Source organism: Aurantimonas marianensis, assembly GCF_024195285.1.
GTDB classification, from domain to species: domain Bacteria; phylum Pseudomonadota; class Alphaproteobacteria; order Rhizobiales; family Rhizobiaceae; genus Aurantimonas; species Aurantimonas marianensis.
Genome location: NZ_JALHBS010000068.1, coordinates 17,126 through 37,360, shown reverse-complemented (window position 1 = coordinate 37,360; position 20,235 = coordinate 17,126). Strand labels below are relative to the sequence as shown.

The 20,235-nt window shown below is 64.5% G+C and carries 10 protein-coding genes and 1 pseudogene; 7 read left to right on the top strand and 4 right to left on the bottom strand.

Going from position 1 to position 20,235, the window contains the following annotated elements; genetic code table 11:
• From MJ956_RS11535 to MJ956_RS11520, 4 genes and pseudogenes are all read right to left on the bottom strand, one after another.
• A pseudogene (locus tag MJ956_RS11535) lies at positions 1–788 on the bottom strand (Eco57I restriction-modification methylase domain-containing protein); the annotation flags it as partial.
• A 3-nt stretch (positions 789–791) separates the two neighbouring features.
• The gene (locus MJ956_RS11530) at positions 792–3,557 is read right to left on the bottom strand and encodes a DEAD/DEAH box helicase (RefSeq protein ID WP_253964608.1); all 2,766 of its coding nucleotides are present in this window, start codon (positions 3,555–3,557) and stop codon (positions 792–794) included.
• 4 nt (positions 3,558–3,561) lie between these two features.
• Entirely contained in the window at positions 3,562–8,733 is a 5,172-nt protein-coding gene (locus MJ956_RS11525; protein WP_253964607.1) for a DEAD/DEAH box helicase, read from the bottom strand.
• A gap of 177 nt (positions 8,734–8,910) precedes the next feature.
• The gene (locus MJ956_RS11520; protein WP_253964606.1) at positions 8,911–10,131 is read right to left on the bottom strand and encodes an ATP-binding protein; all 1,221 of its coding nucleotides are present in this window, start codon (positions 10,129–10,131) and stop codon (positions 8,911–8,913) included.
• Positions 10,132–10,392: 261 nt separating this feature from the next.
• Between MJ956_RS11520 and MJ956_RS11515 the strand changes: the two genes are divergently transcribed.
• The 7 genes from MJ956_RS11515 (at position 10,393) to MJ956_RS11485 (ending at position 20,159) form a co-directional block, all read left to right on the top strand.
• On the top strand, positions 10,393–11,355 hold the full coding sequence (locus MJ956_RS11515) for an ArdC family protein (RefSeq protein ID WP_253964605.1): 963 nt from the start codon (positions 10,393–10,395) through the stop codon (positions 11,353–11,355).
• Entirely contained in the window at positions 11,352–11,729 is a 378-nt protein-coding gene (locus MJ956_RS11510) for a DUF2958 domain-containing protein (RefSeq protein ID WP_253964604.1), read from the top strand. The genes MJ956_RS11515 and MJ956_RS11510 overlap by 4 nt, the downstream gene beginning before the upstream one ends.
• A 133-nt stretch (positions 11,730–11,862) precedes the next feature.
• Positions 11,863–13,971, top strand: a complete 2,109-nt coding sequence (locus MJ956_RS11505; RefSeq protein WP_253964603.1) for a ParB/RepB/Spo0J family partition protein — start codon at positions 11,863–11,865, stop codon at positions 13,969–13,971.
• A gap of 98 nt (positions 13,972–14,069) precedes the next feature.
• Complete coding sequence (locus tag MJ956_RS11500; RefSeq protein ID WP_253964602.1) at positions 14,070–14,480, top strand: hypothetical protein; 411 nt, start codon at positions 14,070–14,072, stop codon at positions 14,478–14,480.
• Positions 14,477–14,695: a DUF6117 family protein gene (locus tag MJ956_RS11495; protein ID WP_253964601.1), complete on the top strand. Its 219-nt coding sequence runs from the start codon at positions 14,477–14,479 to the stop codon at positions 14,693–14,695. Before MJ956_RS11500 ends, MJ956_RS11495 begins: the two co-directional genes overlap by 4 nt.
• 104 nt (positions 14,696–14,799) lie before the next feature.
• Positions 14,800–19,116, top strand: a complete 4,317-nt coding sequence (locus MJ956_RS11490) for a strawberry notch family protein (RefSeq protein ID WP_253964609.1) — start codon at positions 14,800–14,802, stop codon at positions 19,114–19,116.
• On the top strand, positions 19,113–20,159 hold the full coding sequence (locus MJ956_RS11485; protein WP_253964600.1) for a DUF7146 domain-containing protein: 1,047 nt from the start codon (positions 19,113–19,115) through the stop codon (positions 20,157–20,159). Before MJ956_RS11490 ends, MJ956_RS11485 begins: the two co-directional genes overlap by 4 nt.
• Positions 20,160–20,235: the final 76 nt, after the last annotated feature.

Below are 20,235 nucleotides of genomic sequence, written 5' to 3'. Positions count from 1 at the left end.
AGCCGGGTGGCGAGGTCAGGGTTGGCTTCGAGGAAACCGGAGCCTAGACCCTCGAGCGCGATCTGGACCTGGACGGCCAAGCGGTCGCGGGCGACTTCGCCTTCCTTGGACCCGGCATCGCGCCAGCGTTCCAGCGCGCAGTCGGTGGCGGGGGCGCCCGCGACACCAAAGCGGGTGCGGTGGATCAGAAGCCAGAGAACGGCAAAGGAGGCGGCGTCCTCGTGGGTGACGATCTGGGCGAGGTCGGCCTCGATATAGGCGGGGCGGGTCAGCGATGCGTTGTCGCGCATCAAGCGGATGAGGGTACCGTTGGTCACAAGCCCCCAAAGCGTCTCGTCATGTTCGTTCAGGTGGTCCTGAAGCGCGAAGGCGGGGGAGCGTGTCCGGTCGGTCGAGAGGGTCGCGCTGCGCCGGTCGAGTTTTTCGTCGGCGGGGGGTACGACCACGATGGGGACCCGACCGCCCCCGATGAAGGACAGGGCTCCATCTGCAGGAGCGAGGTCGTCGAAGCCGAAGGTTTCTTGCAGGAAGGCCCGGATGAAGCGGCGGGTTGCTTGGACCGAGGGGGTCTCCAACTTCGCGAAGGCATCGAAATGTGACTGGCCGACGCGGAAGGCGGTCGAGATCTCCTCGCGGATCGTCAGCCCCTTGCGGATCCGATAGTCCTCTTCCGACTGCTCGGAGGCCTGTCTCCGGTCGACGCTTGCGATCGTGGCCGGCGCGATGAGGTTGCCTTCGAGAGTGAGCGAAGGCCAAGCCGATATGTCTGTGACGGGCTTGCGCGCCATGGCTCAGGCCTCGCCCGGCACGAGGACGAACAGCCCGATCACGTCCGGCGGCAGCACGGCCTCAACAGTGACGCGCGAGGCAGAGCCTGCCGCGGCGCGGAGCCGGGCGTGGTCCTGCATGAGTTCGTTCGCGCGCGACCGGACGAATTTGGCGATCGGTCCTGAAAGCAGGCCGGGCAGATCCTCCTTTGCGTTCGCGATGAACCTGTCGCGGGCGATCGACGCCAGATCGGCCGTGGCAGGTGTATTCAGCAGTTCTTGGGCGGCCTCGCCAGTCGCCACGATCCGACCGCCCTGTATTGCAACGAGGGCCGCCTCCTCCGCCAGGAGCAACTGTTCCTTACGGGCATGAACGGTCAGCTTGAAACGTATCCTGAGAAGAGCGACACGGGTCATCTGCTGCACGGCGGCGGTCGGCCAGGCGCCGACCCGGCCGATGCCGAGATTGGACAGGGACTCCGGATCGAGCGAGGCCTCCATCAGCGCCTCCGCCAGCGTCGCCGTTAAGGGATGCGTCCGGGTCAGCAGCGCTGTCCCCGATGGCGCTGGCTCGGACGTAGCCAGACGCACCGATCCGCTCAGGCCATTCCCCTTCAGACGCTCGCGCAGGCCAGCGTCAAGTTCATCGACATGAGCGAGAAGCAGGGATTTCCGGGGCTCCAACGGCACGCCGAAGCGCGCCATCGCCCTTTCGATGAAAAGCCTGGCATCCGCTGGGGAGCCAAGCAGCGTCCGCACCTTTTCCCATTCCGGGGCGACCTCCTGCGGCTTCATCGCGTTCTGGGCGAAACGCGCACGGGACTTCTTCTCGTTCTCGGAGGCGTCGCGCCAACGCGCCTCCATGACCTTGACGCCGTCGCCGAGGCGCAGGTCGAGCGTAAGCTGGCGGGGGGCGCCACGGCGCAACATTACCGACGCCATCAGCGCGTCCGTTACAGGCCCGCGTTCATCGGGGAGCGGTACGGTAACGCCGGTCGCCTTCCGGATCTCCTCGGCCTTGCGAAGAATGACATCGAGTACGGCGCCGTCGATGGCGCTGTCCGGCGAGAACATCATGATCGATCGGACGAGCTCCGCCGGTTGACCGAAGCGATCGACTCGTCCTTCGCGCTGCTGATGGCGGGTCGGGTTCCACGACAGATCGTAGTGCACCACCGTATCGAAGAGCTGCTGAAGGTTAATCCCTTCAGACAAGCAGTCGGTGGCGACGAGGATGCGTTGGACCTGCTTTTCCTCGTCCGCAGGCGCCATGTCGGCCACGCGGTCGCGGCGCTCGTCGGGAGTCAGAACACCAGTCACGGATTCGACGATCAGCTTGGGGAAGGCCTTGCGCAAACCATCGCGGACATGCTCCGCCGTCGCCAGATAGCGACAGAAGACGACGGGGTTGACGCCCTTCTTGACGAGCGGCGTCAGCGCATCGACCAACGCAGTGAGCTTGGGATCGGGTTTGCCAACGAGTTCCTCGACATGCTTCACCAGAGCAAGCAGCGCCGGATCGGCATCGAAGGTCGTACTCGGTTCGATGTCGACGGCGTCCTCGTCGTCTCCGTCCTCATCATAGATCTGCGGTTCGAGACGGTCGCTCTCGCTAGACATCCGGTTGCGCAGGGAGCTCAAGGCCGCGGCTGCCGAAGAGCCAACACAACGCATCAAAGCCAACGTGCCCCAGAAGGCGAGCCGCCGTTCCCGCTGACCGGTTCCTGCTCGGGAGACGATGCCGAGACAGTAGTCGAGCACGGCTTCATGGAACTCGAGATGGGCCGGAGAAAGGCGATAGGGGAATTCCGTCGTCTCATGCTTCGGGAAGGCGCGATCTTCATCCCAATCCCCCGAGACGAGATCGATCCGGCGCCGCTGCACGAAGTGGCGTGCGAGCCGCTCCCGGTAGCGGGCATCCTCGAAGTTCATCGACGTGAATGACGGCTCGACCAGGGAGAGAAGTCGCCCAAAAGCTTCTTCATCCCCGGAATGCGGCGTCGCGGTCAGGAGGATCATCCGCCGTTCCGGATCCCGAGCCAGTCCTGATAGGAGCTCGAAGCGTTGCTGCCGGCCCTTGTGCGTGCCCACACAGGCATGCGCCTCGTCGACAACAACGAGATCCGGGCAGGCGCGTGCGAAGCCCTCTCGGCGCTTTTCGGCCTTGATGTAGTCGAGGCTGACGACCGTGAATGGGTAGGCATCGAACAAGGTCTGCGCGAGGGGCAGGCCGCGCTCCAGCCGGCTCGCCGTGCCGGACGTGACCGCGACGGCTTCGATCCCGAAGCGCGCCTTGAGCTCGCCCACCCATTGCTCGACGAGATGCGGCGGGCAGAGCACCGAGAACGCCTCCGCCTCGCCTCGGTCCATCAGCTCGCGCAAGATCAGACCGGCCTCGATCGTCTTGCCGATGCCGACATCGTCCGCGATGAGCAGGCGCGGCACTTGCAAGCGAAGCGCCATCAGCAAGGGAACAAGCTGATAGGTCCGGGGTTCGAAGGCGAGCTGCGCGGCGGACCGGAAGGGGCCTGCCCCTCGCCGCAACGTCAGACGCATCGCATCCGCAAGCAGCGCGGCCTTCGCCTGGACAGTCGTCGCGGCGTCGGCGGGAAGGTCGAACCGGGCCGGCTCGACCGGGAGTATCTCAAGCTCCGGGTCGAGGATCACCGTATCGTTCTCGCTGCCCGAGAGCGGGCGAAGCGCCAGAATGCCGCCTTGCGGCGACGGCAACGCGACCCACTCCCGGCCGCGGGCACGGACCAGATCTCCGGGGGAAAAATTCACCGTCATTAGATCATCCCCCCAACATCGAGATCATCGCGTCGGGAACGCCCACGGTGACAGTTTCCGGCAACTCGAACAGCGTCCAGCCCTTGGCTTCAGCTTCCTCGCGCGTTGCCTCGGCCAGTGGGGCAACGCAAGCGGCGACGAAGTGACTGCGCCAGGCAAATCTCATCTCCTGCCCGGAGAAACTGACGGTAGAGGCGTCGGGAGACGGAAGCCCCACATCCCTGAAGGCGCTCAACCATCCCCCGCCTTCGGTCGACCGGTTCGCCGCTGCAGTGAGCAGCACCTGCCCCCGCGCCAGATCGATCAGCATCTGTTTGGCTTCATCGCTCGTTCGGTCGATCAGTTCGTGATCGGGTTGGTTGAAATAGGATAGCAGGCAGCGATAGCACCCGCGAACGCAGGCCTCTCCTTCGTGACTGACAAGCAGATTGGCATCGCCTGCTGCGATCGCCTCGTCGACCTTCTCGAAATGCATGAGGATCAGCGCTTCTCGAGCGACCGTGCCGAGGGCGAGAGGATCCTCGACCAGTCTGCTCAGAACCCCGGCGCCGCCCTCTGTGGCTTCGTAAGCCAAAATGGCACGGCGATTGTCGCGGGCGGGCAATGGTTCGCCGAGGATCTCGCCTTCTTCCAGCTGGAAGACAACTTCAATACCCCTCATGAGGGCATGCTGGACCGTCGCGATCGTTTCGGCTGCATACGCCGCGGGCTCACTGAAACGAAAGAGGAGCGCGTTCTTGCGATCACGGACGATCGGGACGATGCGAACCGGCCTGACGACATCCGGTGGCACATCGACGTCCGGATCTTCGTCTTCGGACTTGGTCCAGTAGCCGCTGCGCGGATCGATGTAGAAACCGAACACAGTTTGGTTCGCGCGTCGCTTCAACCCCTTGTTGATCCGGCTGATTTCGGCGCTATTGGCGTATTGCAGGGAGAGAATCGAGGTGTCTTCGCAGCGGAAATCAGCCTCGGTGATCTGAACCCGACCGTCCCGTGTTGGCCAGGAGAAGACGGTCTGAATGTCGAAGCCCTGCCGGACGCGCTCCTCGTCGTTTGCCGTGATCCGGTCGGCGGGCGCAGCTTCGACATTGTCTATCCTGAGCGTCCGCTGCACTGGCCCCTCGCCCGCCATAGGCGAATTGCAGGCGTGACAGCGCTCCACTTCACCGTCATGACAGGCGCCGCAGTTCGAGCAGATGAAAATGTCCCTGGTGGCGAGCTCTGATCCGTCTCCCGTTCTGACCTCGGGTGGCAACTTTGCCTTCATGACCCTGTAGGCGCGGCCCTCGTGATAGATCAGGCTGCGCGGGCCGAATTCCGAGATGGCCAGAAAGCGCGCGCGCTGGAGGAATGAGCCTGTTTTTCCCTCTCCAGGGATGAAGGCGTAGAGCGGCAGCCGGGGGAAATTGTATCCCGGCAGGAACCCCTCCGTCGCGAGATAGCGGTAGGAATAAAAGTCCGAGCCGTTGGAGGCCTTGCCGTGTTCGAGAATGGTGATCTGGTCGCTCGCCTGCATCTGCGCGGCCTTGATTCGCCGGCGGTCGGCACCCGACAGGCCGGTGATCTCGGAGCGGGTATTGGCCTCCATCAGCTGCGTTCGAGCGGAATTGTAAAGCTCACGCCAACGATCGAAGGACCGGTCGAATGCCTGCGGTGCGCGCTGGACGACGTCGGAGACAAACTCGTCCGGCTCACCCATCCAGACCGGTTTCGGGCCATCCACTGACGCGAGTATCTGGTCGAGGACGCGTTTCATCGGGGAATGCGCCGTGCTCACCAGCCCCGGCCGGTTGATGACATCGCGGATCTCCTGCTTAAGCGGGTAATCCGGCTGCTTCAGATCGAGAATCTCGGGGATGTCTGGCGACAGGGCGACCTTAGCTTCGGCAAGCCAGATGGCGTGCAGATGCGAGCGCACGAGCTCTTCATTGGTGATGTCGAGCGCCGGCGGACGAACCACGCCCGCCACCATGTCGTTGCGCCGCTCGAAGAAATACTGGTCGTGAGGAGATTGGGCGGCGCAATAAGTCACGATGACAGCAGCCTGTCCGGAGCGACCGGCGCGCCCCGCCCGCTGTGCATAATTTGCCGGCGTCGGTGGCACGTTGCGCAGATACACGGCGTTCAGCGCCGAGATATCGACGCCGAGCTCCATCGTGGGTGAACAGAACAGAGCGGGCAGAAATTGCTCCGACTCTCCTGCTGCCTTGAGATCGGTTGCATTCTCCGCGAGATTTTCCCGATCGTCCTTCTCAAAGCGGAAGCGCCACTCTCGCCATTCACGCTGTCTCTGTGACACCTGAGCCGTATGTTCGCGGCCTTCGAGGCCCCAATAGCTGCTATGACCCACTTTCAGATCGGCAGCGATCGCATTGTAGAGATCATGAAAGTAGCGGTTTCCTTGCGCGGTCCCCGTTCGGACGGCTTCGCCCGGAATGACGCGCACCGCCGAGGGTGACAGACGCCAACCCTGCAGGTCCGCCTCTATGTCGACGCGCGACACCAGTCCTTCGCGGGCCAGAAGCTCCATCAGACCCGTCATCACCGTGAGGTAGTCCGTCTTGCCGAGCTTGGTTCCGATGACGCTCTTGCGATTGAGGAGGCGCCCAATACGGGAATTGTGGCCGGCGCGGATGATTGTCTGTTCCTCACGCAGCCCCACCCGGTCCTTACCCGGAGCTTGCAGAAACAGTGTCGTGCGGCTTCTCGGCGTCTCCTTTGCATCGATTGCCCAGGGGACACGCAGGAGATTTCGCGACTTTTGCGCCACGGTATCGAGCACGGTCAAATCGAGCGCTTCGGTCCCGACCGCCAGACCTTCGAGCATCGCACCGAGGAGCTGTTTGAACATCGCCTTGCGTTCTGCGGCATCGAGCGTTGCGAGATCCGGCAGGATGGCTGCGAGGCGCTCAGTATCTTCCGCGATGTCATCAAGCCCAATAAACGCAACATCGACGAGCTTGAGGACCGACAGGCTCGGATTGGTGTAGCGCCAACCCCGGCGCAGATCGGTCCAGAGCCGATGGGCCAGAACCCTGGCGAGGGAGCGTTGGGCGTCTTCGCGGACCACGGCGCCTGCCTCGGAATCCAACATCCAGTGGATCCGCGCGTCCTTGTTGCCCGCAGTGAACCCAAGCGCCTTCACAACCCGCAGGCCGAATTCGTCCTCGGTCATGCCATCTTCGCCGGCATCCAGAACGGCTCGCAGGATCGCGCCGCGCAGGAGGCTGACGAACAGAAAGTCATTGAAGTGGCCCGCCTGGAGTGCGGCATCCTGCCGGTTGTCCGTGAAACCGAGCAGCTTGCGTTTCTCTTTGGGAACACCGCTGTTGCTCCCGTTCATCCATTCCAGTGCGGTCGAGACGAGAAGTGTCGTGGCCGAGCTTCGGCCCTCGCCCGACAGGCCCGCGAGTTTGCTGCGTTCCCGCATGCTGGGATGCGGTTGGTCCAGGCAGCATGGGCAGAAGCCAAACTTGCCCGGTATGAACCAGAAGCTCTTCCCCGATGAATCGTAGCGCCCGTCCGGGGCCACTGTGACCATCTGGGGAACTCTGCGTTTCCTGTTTGCCCGAAGCCGCTCGACGCCGTTGCGCTCCTCCCGCCAATCCTCAGGATACGTTTCGATCTCGCCCGTGAAGGCATAGTCTGGATCGCCATCGCCCGTGGTGGTCAGATAGCCGGCAATATCGCCTTCTTCGTCGTCGAGTGGCGTATCATCAATGTTCCTGGGCAGAAACGCGATGCCCTCGGCATCCTCGGTCTTCGTGACGACGTGGGCCTCATGCCCACAGTCCCGGCAAAAGCGGGTTGGATACAGGCGATGTCCCGGCGCGCTTGGGTCTTCGAGTTGCCCTTCGAACAGGACGTTTCTGGGCCGTTCGGTCAGCGTGGTGAAAATCTCTCCCGCGCCAGAGATGAACTGATGGAGCTTGAACGCCAGGAATGCGCCCGTCCCGAAACCGCCCCGCTCCGTTTCCGGCAGGCTGGCACGGGTCAGGAAGGTCTCAAGGCCACTTCGGCAGATTTCACGATCGACACCGCTGTCCTTTGACAGCAGGGAAACAGCCTCTTCGAGGGGAATGGGCTTCTTGCGCTTGAGTTCCTGTGCGTCCTCGAGGCCGATCGCCAGTTCGGTCCATACCGCCAAAGGGTGCCTTTTCAACACCTCATCCGTCAGCACGTCAGGAAGCGCGGACGTCAGAATCTGCGCGAGCTTTGGCCGCACATCGCCGAGCTTCAGCAGATCGTCCGTTGCACGTTGCAAGGACTCATCGACGACGGATTCGGGCCCAATAGGGGTTCCGAACAGTCGCGATGCAACATCCGCCACCGCCTGCGCGCGGTTGATATCGGATCCCTCGCTCGCCATGGTGGCCGAAGTGCCGATGCAGATGGGTGCCTTGTCCAGTGCGCAGCGGTTGCGCAGTCGACGGACAAGGATAGCGACATCTGCGCCCTGCCGGCCGCGATAAGTGTGCAGCTCGTCGAGGACGATGAAATCCAGACCGTTTGCGTTCTCTATGACCTTGGTGTCGAGGCTGTCCTGCCGAGTCAGAAGCAGCTCAGCCATCATGAAGTTGGTCAGCAGAATGTCCGGCGGATTGTCTGCGATCCGCTGACGCTCCTCCTGACTTTCCTGGCCGGTGTAGCGCCGCACTACCGGCTTCAGATCTTCGGGCAGGCCGGACTTGTAAATGAAATCCTCGATCCCCTTGAGCTGGCTGTTGGCCAGTGCGTTCATCGGATAGACGATGATGGCGCTGGTCCTGCGCGGCTTCCCGGCTTTCCGTGCGCGGACGATCGCATCGACTACCGGCACGAAGAAGCAAAGAGACTTGCCCGAGCCGGTTCCGGTCGTGACGACATAACTCTGCCCGGCCCGGGCTTTTGCAATGGACTGCGCCTGGTGGCGATGAAGCCGCAGAGGCGTTTCATCGAAGCGGAATATCCTGCCGGTCGCTTCGTCGAGATCACCCGAAGTGACCAGATCATCGACGGTCTGGCCCTCAAGATATCGAGGATTCAGAGACAGTAGAGCATCCGGCCAGAAGCGCCCTGCATCGTACTGACGGCCGATCTCTGATTTCAGGTCTTCAGATCGAATGGTGCTGAACGACCGCGAGAACCGGGCGTAGGAATCGATAAGGCGATGGTCGAATTCGAATGCCTTCATTGTCAGTTCAGCCCCCAATACTTCTTAGTATGCCATAATTGCTATCACGGCGGCCCCGACAAATGAATTTCCACAAGGGCGCAAGGACTAGCTTGGATGTGGCTCGCCGCAGTGGATGGAATTCTGTTCCTAAGTCGCTCGGCGCTCCCGCTGCATGTCCGCGCTGCCCCATGGCGCTCACCCCCACAAACTCGACATCGGTGCCGCCGCCAGCCGGTCACCGAACGGCACGACATCCGTGCTGTCATAAAGGACGGCACCGAAGGCGAAGCGATCCCCGCAGGCCTCAGCCAGCGCCCGGAGTCCGGCGAAATCACCGGACTTCACTGTGGCGCTCGCCTTGACCTCGAGACCTGCGATCATCCCGTCATCGCGCTCCAGCACGATGTCCACTTCGCGCATGTCCCGATCCCGGAAGTGGTGAGGCGTCAGCCGCAGGTCTGAGGCCGTCATCAGCTTCAGCACTTCCGAGAACACGAAGCTTTCAAGCAGCGCGCCGAACGTTCCGCGATCAGCCTTGACCCTGTCGAACGTCAGACCTCGCGCACTGGCCAGCAGGCCGGAATCGAGGAAATGCAGCTTCGGTGTCTTCACGATGCGCTTCAGCGCGTTGGTGAACCAGGGCTGCAATGTCGCGATCAGAAACACCTGTTCGAGCAGTCCGACATAACGCTGCCCGGTCTTGTGGCTGACATTGATGCCGGCCCCGAGCTGTGAGTAGTTGACCAGCTGGCCGGAGTGCTCTGCGAGGAGCCGCACGAATTTCGGAAGCTCGGTCAGCTTCTCTACGTCCGCGATGTCCCGCAGATCGCGCGTGAGGATCGAGGTGAGGTAGGATCGCGCCCAGTCCTGCCGCCGCCGCTCGCTTTCGCGGGCGATCGCTTCGGGAAAGCCGCCGAGCAGGGCGAGTTGGACGAGATCGTCGCCGACGGTCGCTTTGGGCTGATTTTTCAGCTTTCCCTCAAAGAGGCGCTCCAGAAAGCTGGGCATCCGGCCTTCGATCTCTGCCCTCGCCAGCGGCAGCATCTGGAGGGTCTCCATCCGGCCGGCGAGACTGTCGGCGATCCGCGGCAGGGTCAGTACATTCGCCGAGCCCGTGAGGAGAAACCGGCCCGGACGATAATCCTCGTCGACCGTCTTCTTGATCGCCAGCAGCAGGTCGGGAGCGCGCTGAATCTCGTCGATGATGGCCCGGTCGAGGCCTCGGATGAAACCGGCCGGATCGGACTGGGCAGCCTCGAGGACGGTCTGATCGTCGAGCGTGATATAGTCTCGACCGGCTTCCCCCATCTTCTTGACGAGCGTGGTCTTGCCGGCCCTACGCGGTCCTACGATCAGCACAACGGGCGTATCCGAAAGGGCTTCCTCCGCCCGCCGCTCTACAAACCGACTGAACATCTCATCCCCGAATCCCCGGACAATTGGAACTATCCCCTTCGGCTGATTGGAAGTAAACATCCCGCTAATTGGTAGCCAGTAATTCGCGATCTGGAAAGCCCAGGAGGGGAAGGCCTTCCCCTGCGGCCGAGCCTGTAGTCTCGCCCGACCCCTTCTGCGGGGACACCCCGCAACGCCCCGAGAGTAAGAGTGCGGACCGGTTTGCCGTGACGGGTTGGAAGCCGAGGGAGAGGCCCTTGGCGCCCGTCGCGGAGAACCGCGATGTCCAGACACAAGCGAAACACCGGCGCCAGGCACGACCGGACCAATCTCTATTCCGAGATCACCGACAAGATCATCGCCGAGCTTGAAGCCGGCCGCGTGCCCTGGGTCCAGCCCTGGGGCACAGCGGCGGCGAAGGCGCCGCTCGCCATGCCGAAGAATGCTTCGACCTCCCGGCCTTATTCGGGGATCAATGTGCTGCTCCTGTGGGGCGCGGTGATCAAGCACGGCTTTTCCGGCCAGAGCTGGCTCACCTTCCGCCAGGCGCTGTCGCTCGGCGGCAATGTCCGCAAGGGCGAGCGCGGCACGACCGTCGTCTATGCCGACCGCTTCGTGCCGGAAGACGAGAAGCGCCGCGCCGCCGAAACCGGCGAGGACGCACAGGCGATCCCGTTCCTGAAGCGCTTCACGGTCTTCAACACCGACCAGTGCGAAAACCTGCCCGAAGACGTGGCGACGGCCGCGCCGCCGGTTCCGGAGGGCCTGATAGAACCCGCCGTGGAGGCGCTGATCGAGGCGACCGGCATCGACTTTCGCATCGGCGGCAACCGGGCCTTCTATGTGCCGGCCCACGACTATGTGCAGGTGCCGCCGCCGCAGGCCTATTTCGAGCCGATCGACTGGCACCGTACGGCCCTGCACGAGTTCGGCCATGCGAGTGGTCATACCTCGCGTCTCGGCCGGGATTTCAGCAGCTCGTTCGGCTCGAAGAAATATGCATTCGAGGAGCTGATCGCCGAGATCAACGCCGCGTTCTGTTGCGCCTCGCTCGGCATCACCCCGACTGTCCGGCACGCCGACTATATCGGCTCCTGGCTCGAAGTGCTGCGCGAGGACAACCGCGCGATCGTCCGTGCCGCATCCCAAGCGAGCAAGGCGGCCGACTGGTTCTTAGCGTTCGCGCCTGACGACGCGGACCTGGCGATCGAAGCCGCGCGCTCTTGCGACAGGAGGGTGGCATGATCCTGCTGACCGACGACCTGCGAGATCGGCTGCTCGCCAATGGGCGACAGCGCGACGTCGACCATGTGCCGGTGGTGAAGTTCAGCAATCCCGTCGGCGCCGGTACCTGGCTCATCTCCGAGATGGAACCCGACGGCGATATGTTGTTCGGCCTCGCCGATCTTGGCTTCGGATGCCCCGAACTGGGCTCTTGCAGCCTCGCCGAGCTTTCCTTGGTGCGCCTGCCATTCGGTCTGGGCATCGAGCGGGATGTCCTTTTCGAGGGCTCGTATCCGCTGTCTGTCTATACCGAGGCGGCGCTGCAGGCGGGCAGCATCGTGGAGAGCGAACGCCTGCTCAAGGTCGCCGCAGCGTCCCTGCGGCGCGGGAGATGATCCTTCCCACCTCATCGGCCTGGTCCTCTCGCTTCCGTCTCCGGACAGGAGAGTGAGAGGGCTGCGCCCTTCTCCGTGACGGGTTGGAAGTCGAGAGAAAGGCTCTCGGCGCCCGTCGCCGGAGTACATCATCATGGCAACTGCCAGTCAGAAGATCACCCTCAGCGCCTCGCGCGACATCCCCTTCAACAAGCTGGTGCTCAGCCAGTCCAACGTCCGGCGGGTCAAGGCCGGCGTCTCGATCGAGGAACTGGCCGAGGACATCGCCCGCCGCGGCCTCCTGCAGAGCCTCTACGTCCGTCCTGTCGTCGACGACGACGGCAACGAGACCGGCATCTTCGAGATTCCAGCCGGCGGCCGGCGCTACCGGGCGCTCGAACTCCTCGCCAAGAAGAAGCGCCTCGCCAGGACTGCGCTCGTGCCCTGCATCGTGCGCGAAGGGGACAGCGACATCTCGGCGGAGGAGGATTCGCTGGTCGAGAATGTCCAGCGCGCGGCGCTGCATCCGCTCGACCAGTTCCGCGCCTTCCAGACCTTGCGCGAGCAGGGCCAGACCGAGGAGGAAATCGCCGCGCGCTTCTTCGTCTCCGTCAACATCGTCAAGCAGCGGCTCAAGCTCGTCACCGTGTCGGAGAAGCTCCTCGACATCTATGCCGAAGATGGGATGACGCTCGAGCAGCTCATGGCCTTCACCGTTTCGGCCGACCATGCGCGACAGGAACAGGTCTGGGAGTCGATTCAGCATAGCTGGTCGAAGGAACCCTACCAGATCCGCCGTATGCTGACGGAAAACACCGTGCGCGCCGCCGACCGACGCGTGCGCTTCGTCACCATCGAGGTCTATGAGGAAGCCGGCGGCACCGTCATGCGCGACCTGTTCCAGGACGATGACGGCGGCTGGGTCGAGAACATGCCGCTGCTGGAGCGTCTCGTCGCCGACAAGCTCAAGGCCGAGGCGGAGACCATCGCCGGCGAAGGCTGGAAGTGGATCGAGGTCGCCGCCGATTTCCCCTACGGCCATACGCAAGGCCTGCGACAGCTTGCCGGCACACCGGTCGATCTTACCGACGAGGAACGAGCGACGCGTGAGGCGCTGCGTGACGAATATGACCGTCTCGAATCCGAATATGCCGAAGCCGACGAATTGCCGGACGAGGTGGATGAACGGCTCTGTGAGATCGAGGTGGCACTCGTCGCGTTCGAGGACCGGCCGAAGCATTTCGATCCTGCCGAGATCGGCCGTGCCGGCGTGTTCGTCGGCATCGGTCATGATGGCCGCCTCAGCGTCGATCGCGGCTATGTCCGGCCCGACGACGAAGCCCCGGCGGGCGGCGACACCGGCGTTGGCGGCGATGACGGCCAAACGCCGGGCAGTGACGGTCAACGCACGGTCATTTCGGTCGGCGGCGAGCCTGAGCCGCAGGATGACGAGGACGATGTGGTCAAGCCGCTGCCCGAGCGGCTGGTGATCGAACTGACCGCACACCGCACCCTCGCGCTGCGCGACGCGCTGGCCAACAATCCGCACATCGCCATGACCGCGCTCCTCCACAAGCTTGTGCGCGATACCTTCCAGCACGTCTCCTCGCCGGGATGCCTCGAGGCCTCGGTTCGACATGTGTTCTTTCCCGTGCAGGCCGATGATCTGAAGGACAGTGCATCCGCCAAGTCCGTCGACGATCGGCAGGAGGCGTGGAAGGGCGATCTTCCCCTCGGCGACGATCGCGCGCTCTGGGAGAGGCTCGACGGTCTTGATGACGCAAGCCGCATGGCCCTCCTGGCCCATTGCGTCTCCTTCGGCGTCAATGCGCTCTACGAGAAGGCCAACCCTTACGGCGCCGGGCCGACCGTGCACGGTGTGCGGCAGCGCATCCACGAGGCGGACCGGCTGGCGCGCGCTACCGGTCTCGACATGGTGGAGATCGGCTGGCGTCCGACGGTCGACAACTATTTCGGCCGGGTGACGAAGCCGCGCATCCTCGAAGCCGTGCGCGAGGCGAAGGGCGAGGAAACCGCGCAGCTCATCGACCATCTGAAGAAGCCGGACATGGCCAAGGAAGCCGAGCGACTGCTCGCAGACAGCGGCTGGTTGCCCGAACCGCTTCGCCTTCCCGCGCTGGACGATGACGTGACCTCCGGGGCGAACAGTAGCGAATCCGAAACGCTGCCGGCCTTTCTCGCCGACGAGGAGGAGGTCGACGGCGAACCCGCCGACGAGCCCCAGCCCGTGGCCGCCGAATAAGCAGACGCGGGGCGGTCCCGCGCCGCCCCGCGTCCTTCACCATCAACCCGACAACGCCCGGTCTCCGCACCGGGCGTTTTTCGTTTCCGGAGGCCACCATGGCTGACTATTTCACACACTTCTCCTGCCTGCTCGATGTGCGCACACCCGATAACGCTGCCCGTGCGCTCGACATCTACAATGATCTCTGCGTGCAAGGTGCGTCGGAGGGTCCGCCTTCCGACGGCTTTCTCCTGTCGGTCGATCCCGCCCACGGAGGTTCGAAACTCTGGATGCAGGAAGACGGCACCGGCGACCCGCAGCGTGTCATCGACTTCGTCCTGCGCTGCGCCGACACCTTCGCGCTCACCGGCCGCTGGGGCTTTCAATGGGCGAGCACCTGCTCGCGTCCGCGCATCAATGCCTTCGGCGGCGGCGCCCATGTGCTCGACCTTGGCCGGCGGGACACCGTCACCTGGATCGGCACCCATGGCTGGCTCGACGATACGATCCGAGGAGGCCGGCCATGAGCATTCCCGATCATGCCCGCGCCAATTTCGAGACGCTCCTGCGCGCGGCAGCCGACGGCAATCTCGCCCTCATGGAGTGCATCGACGCCGCGACGGGCATACCGCGCTACGTCATCTGCGCCGTTGGTCGCGACGGCGAGGACTTCGTCTTTACGCCCTTCGGCCACCTCGTCGAGGGCAATCCCTACGAGGCCAATGTGCCGCCGGAGCAGTGAGAGGGAGAGGATGGCCGGGACGGGTTTGAGCCGGGACGGTCAAAGAGAGAGCGCCCCCTGGTTCGACCCGTTCCCGCTCTCCCGAGGTCTCCTCCATGACGCAAATGATCCCCGCCGCGGCGCGCACCGCCGCCACAAATCCGCTCGCCGATGTCAAACCGATATCGCACGCCGCCGATGCGGCCCGGACGCTTCTCGTTCATCTCGAACAGGGCCGCACAATCGATGCGCCGATCCTGAGGGACGCCATGGAGACCGCCTATGGCGGCTCCGACGCCGACGGCGCCTGGGACTGGAAGCTGGCCTATGACGCCTGCGAGGCGGCGACCATCCTGTTCCTGCGCAAATACGGCAAAGTGCTTTTGCGCAAAGCCGGCTCTCCGGCGGCGGCGATACCGCTGCTCGCGAAGATCACCGATCTTCTCCCGACCCATACCCGCCGCTCTGAAGAAGGTCAGGCCTTCCAGCAATTCTCGACGCCGATCCCACTCGGCTTTGTCGCCACCACTGCGGCCGCGATCACGCCGCAGGATGCCGTGCTGGAACCCTCGGCGGGCTCCGGATTACTCGCCATCCTCGCCGAGATCGCCGGTAGCAGACTCATTCTCAACGAGCTTGCCGAGGCGCGCGCAGATCTTCTCGCCTCCCTCTTTCCAGCCATCCCGGTCACCCGCTTCGATGCGGCGCAAATCGATGATCATCTGGACGCCGATGTCGTGCCCAGCGTCGTGCTGATGAACCCGCCATTCTCGGCAATGGCAAACGTGTCAGGCCGCATGGCCGACGCCGCCTATCGCCATGTCGCCTCGGCGCTGGCGCGCCTGGCGCCCGGCGGGCGTCTCGTCGCCATCACCGGCGCGGGCTTTGCCCCCGATGCCCCGAAATGGCGCGACGCGTTCGTCAGGCTGCAGGAACACGGCCACGTCGTCTTCACCGCAGCCATCGACGGCCGTGTCTATGCGCGGCACGGGACGACCATCGACACCCGGCTCACCGTCATCGACAAGCTGCCGGCGAACGATCCGAACGCGTTTTCGGCATCACCGGGTATCGCGCTTGATCCGGCCACGCTGCTTGGCTGGATCGAGGCGAACCTTCCACCGAGAGCGTCTGTCTCGCTGCCGACCATCGCGCCGCTTCGTCCTGCGGCCTCCGATCCGAACAATCGTTCGTCACGTCATGCGGGCGCGGTTGAACGGACCTCTACCATCGCCACACCGGCGGGCGAAGAACTCGCCTATGAGACCATCGAATGGAGCCCGCTCGAGGGCGCACGGCTCACAGATGCGCTTTATGAGGAATACGCGCTTCAGTCGATCCGTATTTCCGGTTCTCAGGTCCATCCGACCAAGCTGGTACAGTCGGCAGCCATGGCCTCGGTGGCACCGCCGACACCGAGTTATTACCCACATCTGCCGGCGGGTTTCGTCGAGACCGGCATCCTGTCGGACGCCCAGCTCGAAAGCGTCATCTATGCCGGCGAAGCTCATGGCCAGCATCTGGCCGGCGCCTGGGCGGTCGACGAAACCTTCGATGTCGTCACCGCCGCGGCGGACGATCAGGACGGTGCCGTTCGCTTCCGGCGCGGCTGGTTCCTGGGCGACGGCACCGGCGCGGGCAAGGGCCGCCAGGTCGCCGGCATCCTGCTCGACAACTGGCTCAAGGGACGCCGCCGCGCGGTCTGGGTCTCCAAATCCGACAAGCTGATCGAGGACGCGCAGCGCGACTGGTCGGCGCTCGGTCAGGAACGACTCCTCGTCACGCCACTGTCGCGTTTCCGCCAAGGCACACCGATCCACCTGCCGCAGGGCATCCTTTTTACCACCTACGCCACGCTGCGCTCCGACGAGCGCGGATCGAAGGTTTCGCGGGTCCAGCAGATCGTCGATTGGTTGGGAACAGACTTCGATGGAGTGATCATTTTCGACGAAAGCCACGCCATGCAGAACGCCGCCGGATCGAAGGGTGAGCGCGGCGACCAGGCTGCATCACAACAGGGTCGCGCCGGGCTTCGCCTGCAGCACGCACTGCCCGATGCGCGCGTCGTCTATGTCTCGGCGACCGGCGCCACCACGGTGCACAATCTCGCCTATGCCCAACGGCTAGGCCTGTGGGGCGGCGAGGACTTCCCCTTCGCCACCCGCGCCGAGTTTGTCGAGGCGATCGAGGATGGCGGGGTCGCGGCGATGGAGGTGCTGGCGCGCGACTTGAAGGCGCTCGGCCTCTATCAGGCCCGCTCGCTCTCCTATGAAGGCGTCGAATATGAACTGGTCGAACATCAGCTCACCGACGAGCAGCGGCGTATCTATGACGCCTATGCCGGCGCCTTCGCGATCATCCACAACAATCTCGACGCCGCCATGCAGGCCACCAATGTCACCGGCAGTGAAGGCACGCTGAATCGGCAGGCCAAGTCCGCCGCGCGTTCGGCCTTCGAGAGCGCCAAGCAGCGTTTCTTCAATCATCTCATCACGGCGATGAAGACGCCGTCGCTGATCGGCGCCATCGAGTCCGATCTCGCCGCCGGGCATGCGGCGGTCATCCAGATCGTCTCGACCGGCGAAGCGCTGATGGAGCGGCGCCTGGCCGAGATTCCGACCGAGGACTGGAACGACATCCAGGTCGACATCACGCCGCGCGAATATGTGCTCGACTATCTGGCGCATTCCTTCCCGGTGCAGCTCTACGAGCCCTTCACCGACAGCGAGGGCAATCTCTGCTCGCGGCCGGTGTTCCACGACGGCCAGCCCGTCGAAAGCCGTGAAGCCGTCGCCCGGCGCGACCGGCTGATCGAGAAGCTCGCCTCGCTGCCGCCGGTCCCCGGCGCGCTCGACCAGATCGTCCAGCGCTTCGGCACGGACATGGTGGCCGAGGTGACGGGCCGCTCGCGCCGCATCATCCGCAAAGGCGACCGTCTCGCCGTGGAAAGCCGCGCCGTCGCCGCCAGTCTCGCCGAGACTCAGGCCTTCATGGACGACGCCAAGCGCATCCTTATCTTCTCGGACGCGGGCGGCACAGGACGTTCCTATCACGCCGATCTCGCAGCGACGAACCGGCGGCTGCGCGTCCACTACCTGCTGGAGCCGGGCTGGAAAGCCGACGCCGCGATCCAGGGTCTCGGGCGCACCAACCGCACCAACCAGGCGCAGCCGCCGCTCTTCCGGCCCGTGGCGACCGACGTAAAGGCGGAGAAACGCTTCCTCTCCACCATCGCGCGGCGGCTCGACACGCTCGGCGCCATCACGCGCGGCCAGCGGCAGACCGGGGGTCAGGGTCTGTTCCGCGCGGAGGACAATCTCGAAAGCGCCTATGCGCGCGATGCGCTGCGCCGGCTCTATCTGCTGATCGTCGCCGGCAAGGTCGAGGGCTGCCCGCTCCAGACCTTCGAGCAATCGACCGGGCTCAGGCTCACCGACGCCAATGGCATCAAGGATGAGCTGCCGCCGATCACCACATTCCTGAACCGGCTGCTGGCGCTCACCATCGATCTGCAGAACATTCTGTTCTCGCGCTTCGAGCAAATCCTATCGGCCCGGATCGAGGGCGCGATCGCCAGCGGCACATATGATGTCGGCCTGGAAACCTTGCGGGCCGAGCGCTTCACCGTCACCGACCGGCAGGCCATCCACACGCATCCCGCGACCGGCGCGGTGACGACGTTGCTCACCATCGCCCAGCGCGAGCGCAACCGGCCGGTGATGCTCGACGCGGCGCTCGACCATCTCACCGATCCCCGCGCGGCGCTCCTCGTCAACGAACGCTCCCAACGAGCCGCGGTGCGCATCCCGACCACCAGCGTGATCGACGATGACGGCGCGGTCGAACGCCGCGTACGGCTGATCCGGCCGATGGAGGCGACCAATGTGCCTGTCGCCATGATGGGCGACACCCATTGGGTCGAAGCCGACCGCGCGGCATTCACGAAAGTCTGGGAGGCGGAAGTCGCGTCCGTGCCGGAGTTCACCGACAGCACCATTCACATGGTCGCGGGACTCCTGCTGCCGATCTGGAAGCGCTTGCCGAATGAGTCGACGCGGGTCTATCGGCTCCAGACCGATACGGGCGAGCGCGTCATCGGCCGCAAGGTCTCGCCGGCCTGGGCGGCAAACGCAACGACAACCGGCACGGCGGCGCTCTCCCCGGAAGAAGCCTTTGCGGCGCTGATGGACGGGCGGACGATTCTCGACCTCGCCGAAGGCCTGCAGCTTCGCCGCGCCCGTGTCATGGGCGCGAACCGGATCGAGCTCTCCGGCTTCACCGACACCATGCGCGACCGTCTCAAGACCTATGGCCTGTTCGGCGAGATCATCTCCTGGAAGCTGCGCCTGTTCGTGCCGACCGATGCATCCGGTCCTGCGATCTTCGCCAAGCTGCTGGAGCGGTTTCCGATCGAGCGCATCGCCGAGCGGGAGGTGGCATGATGGCTCGTGACGCTTCAGACTTGGCACACCGTCTCGGCCGTCAGGCCGAGGCAGTCTGCCGCGAATATCTCTCCAGCGGGCGGCGCGAGGGCCGCTACTGGATGGTCGGCGATGTCCGCAATACGCCGGGCCGCTCCATGTTCGTCCGGTTGATCGGCCCCGAATCCGGCAAGGGCGCGGCCGGCAAGTGGACCGACGCGGCCACCGGCGAGCATGGCGATCTCTTGGACGTCATTCGCGAGAGTTGCGGGCTGGTCGACTTCAGGGATGTCGCCGATGAGGCCCGGCGGTTTCTCAGTTTGCCAAATAGCGAACCGCAGCCCACACGCGATAGCGGCCGAAAGGCACCAGCGCCAACGGGTTCGCCACTCGCGGCGAAGCGCCTGTTCTCGATGGCGCAGCCGATCGCTGGCACACTCGCAGAATCGTATTTGCGCAAACGCGGCATCACGGTTCTGCACGGAGCCGGATCGCTCCGCTTCCATCCGCGCTGCTATTATCGGCCCGACGAGCATTCCCCGACCGAGACTTGGCCGGCGATGATCGCTTCCGTCACCGATCTCGCCGACCGGATCACCGGAGCGCACCGCACCTGGCTTTCCCTCGACGGCGGCGACAAGGCGCCAATCGACACGCCGAGGCGGGCAATGGGCGACCTTCTCGGCCATGCGGTCCGGTTCGGCGTGGCGCACGACGTGATAGCGGCGGGAGAAGGCATCGAGACGATCCTGTCATTGCGTTGTGTCCTGCCCCACATGCCGATGGTCGCCGCGCTTTCGGCCGCGCACCTTGCCGCTATCCTGTTCCCGGCGACACTGCGCAGGCTCTACATCGTCCGTGACGACGATCCGGCCGGTGACGGGGCGCGCGACAACCTGATCGAGCGGGCGAACGCCGCCGGGATCGAGGCGATCGTGCTGTCGCCGGTACTCGGGGACTTCAACGAGGATCTCCGCACCTTCGGCATCGGCACTCTCCGGGCAGCGGTCCGCCAGCAGCTCGCCCCGGAGGACGTCGCCCGTTTTCTTGTCCTGGCGGCATAGCCGGAAGGGGCAAGCGCGGGGCAGCGGCAGCCGTCGCCGCATCACACGAGGCTGCTCCCCTTGCGTCGGAGGGGAC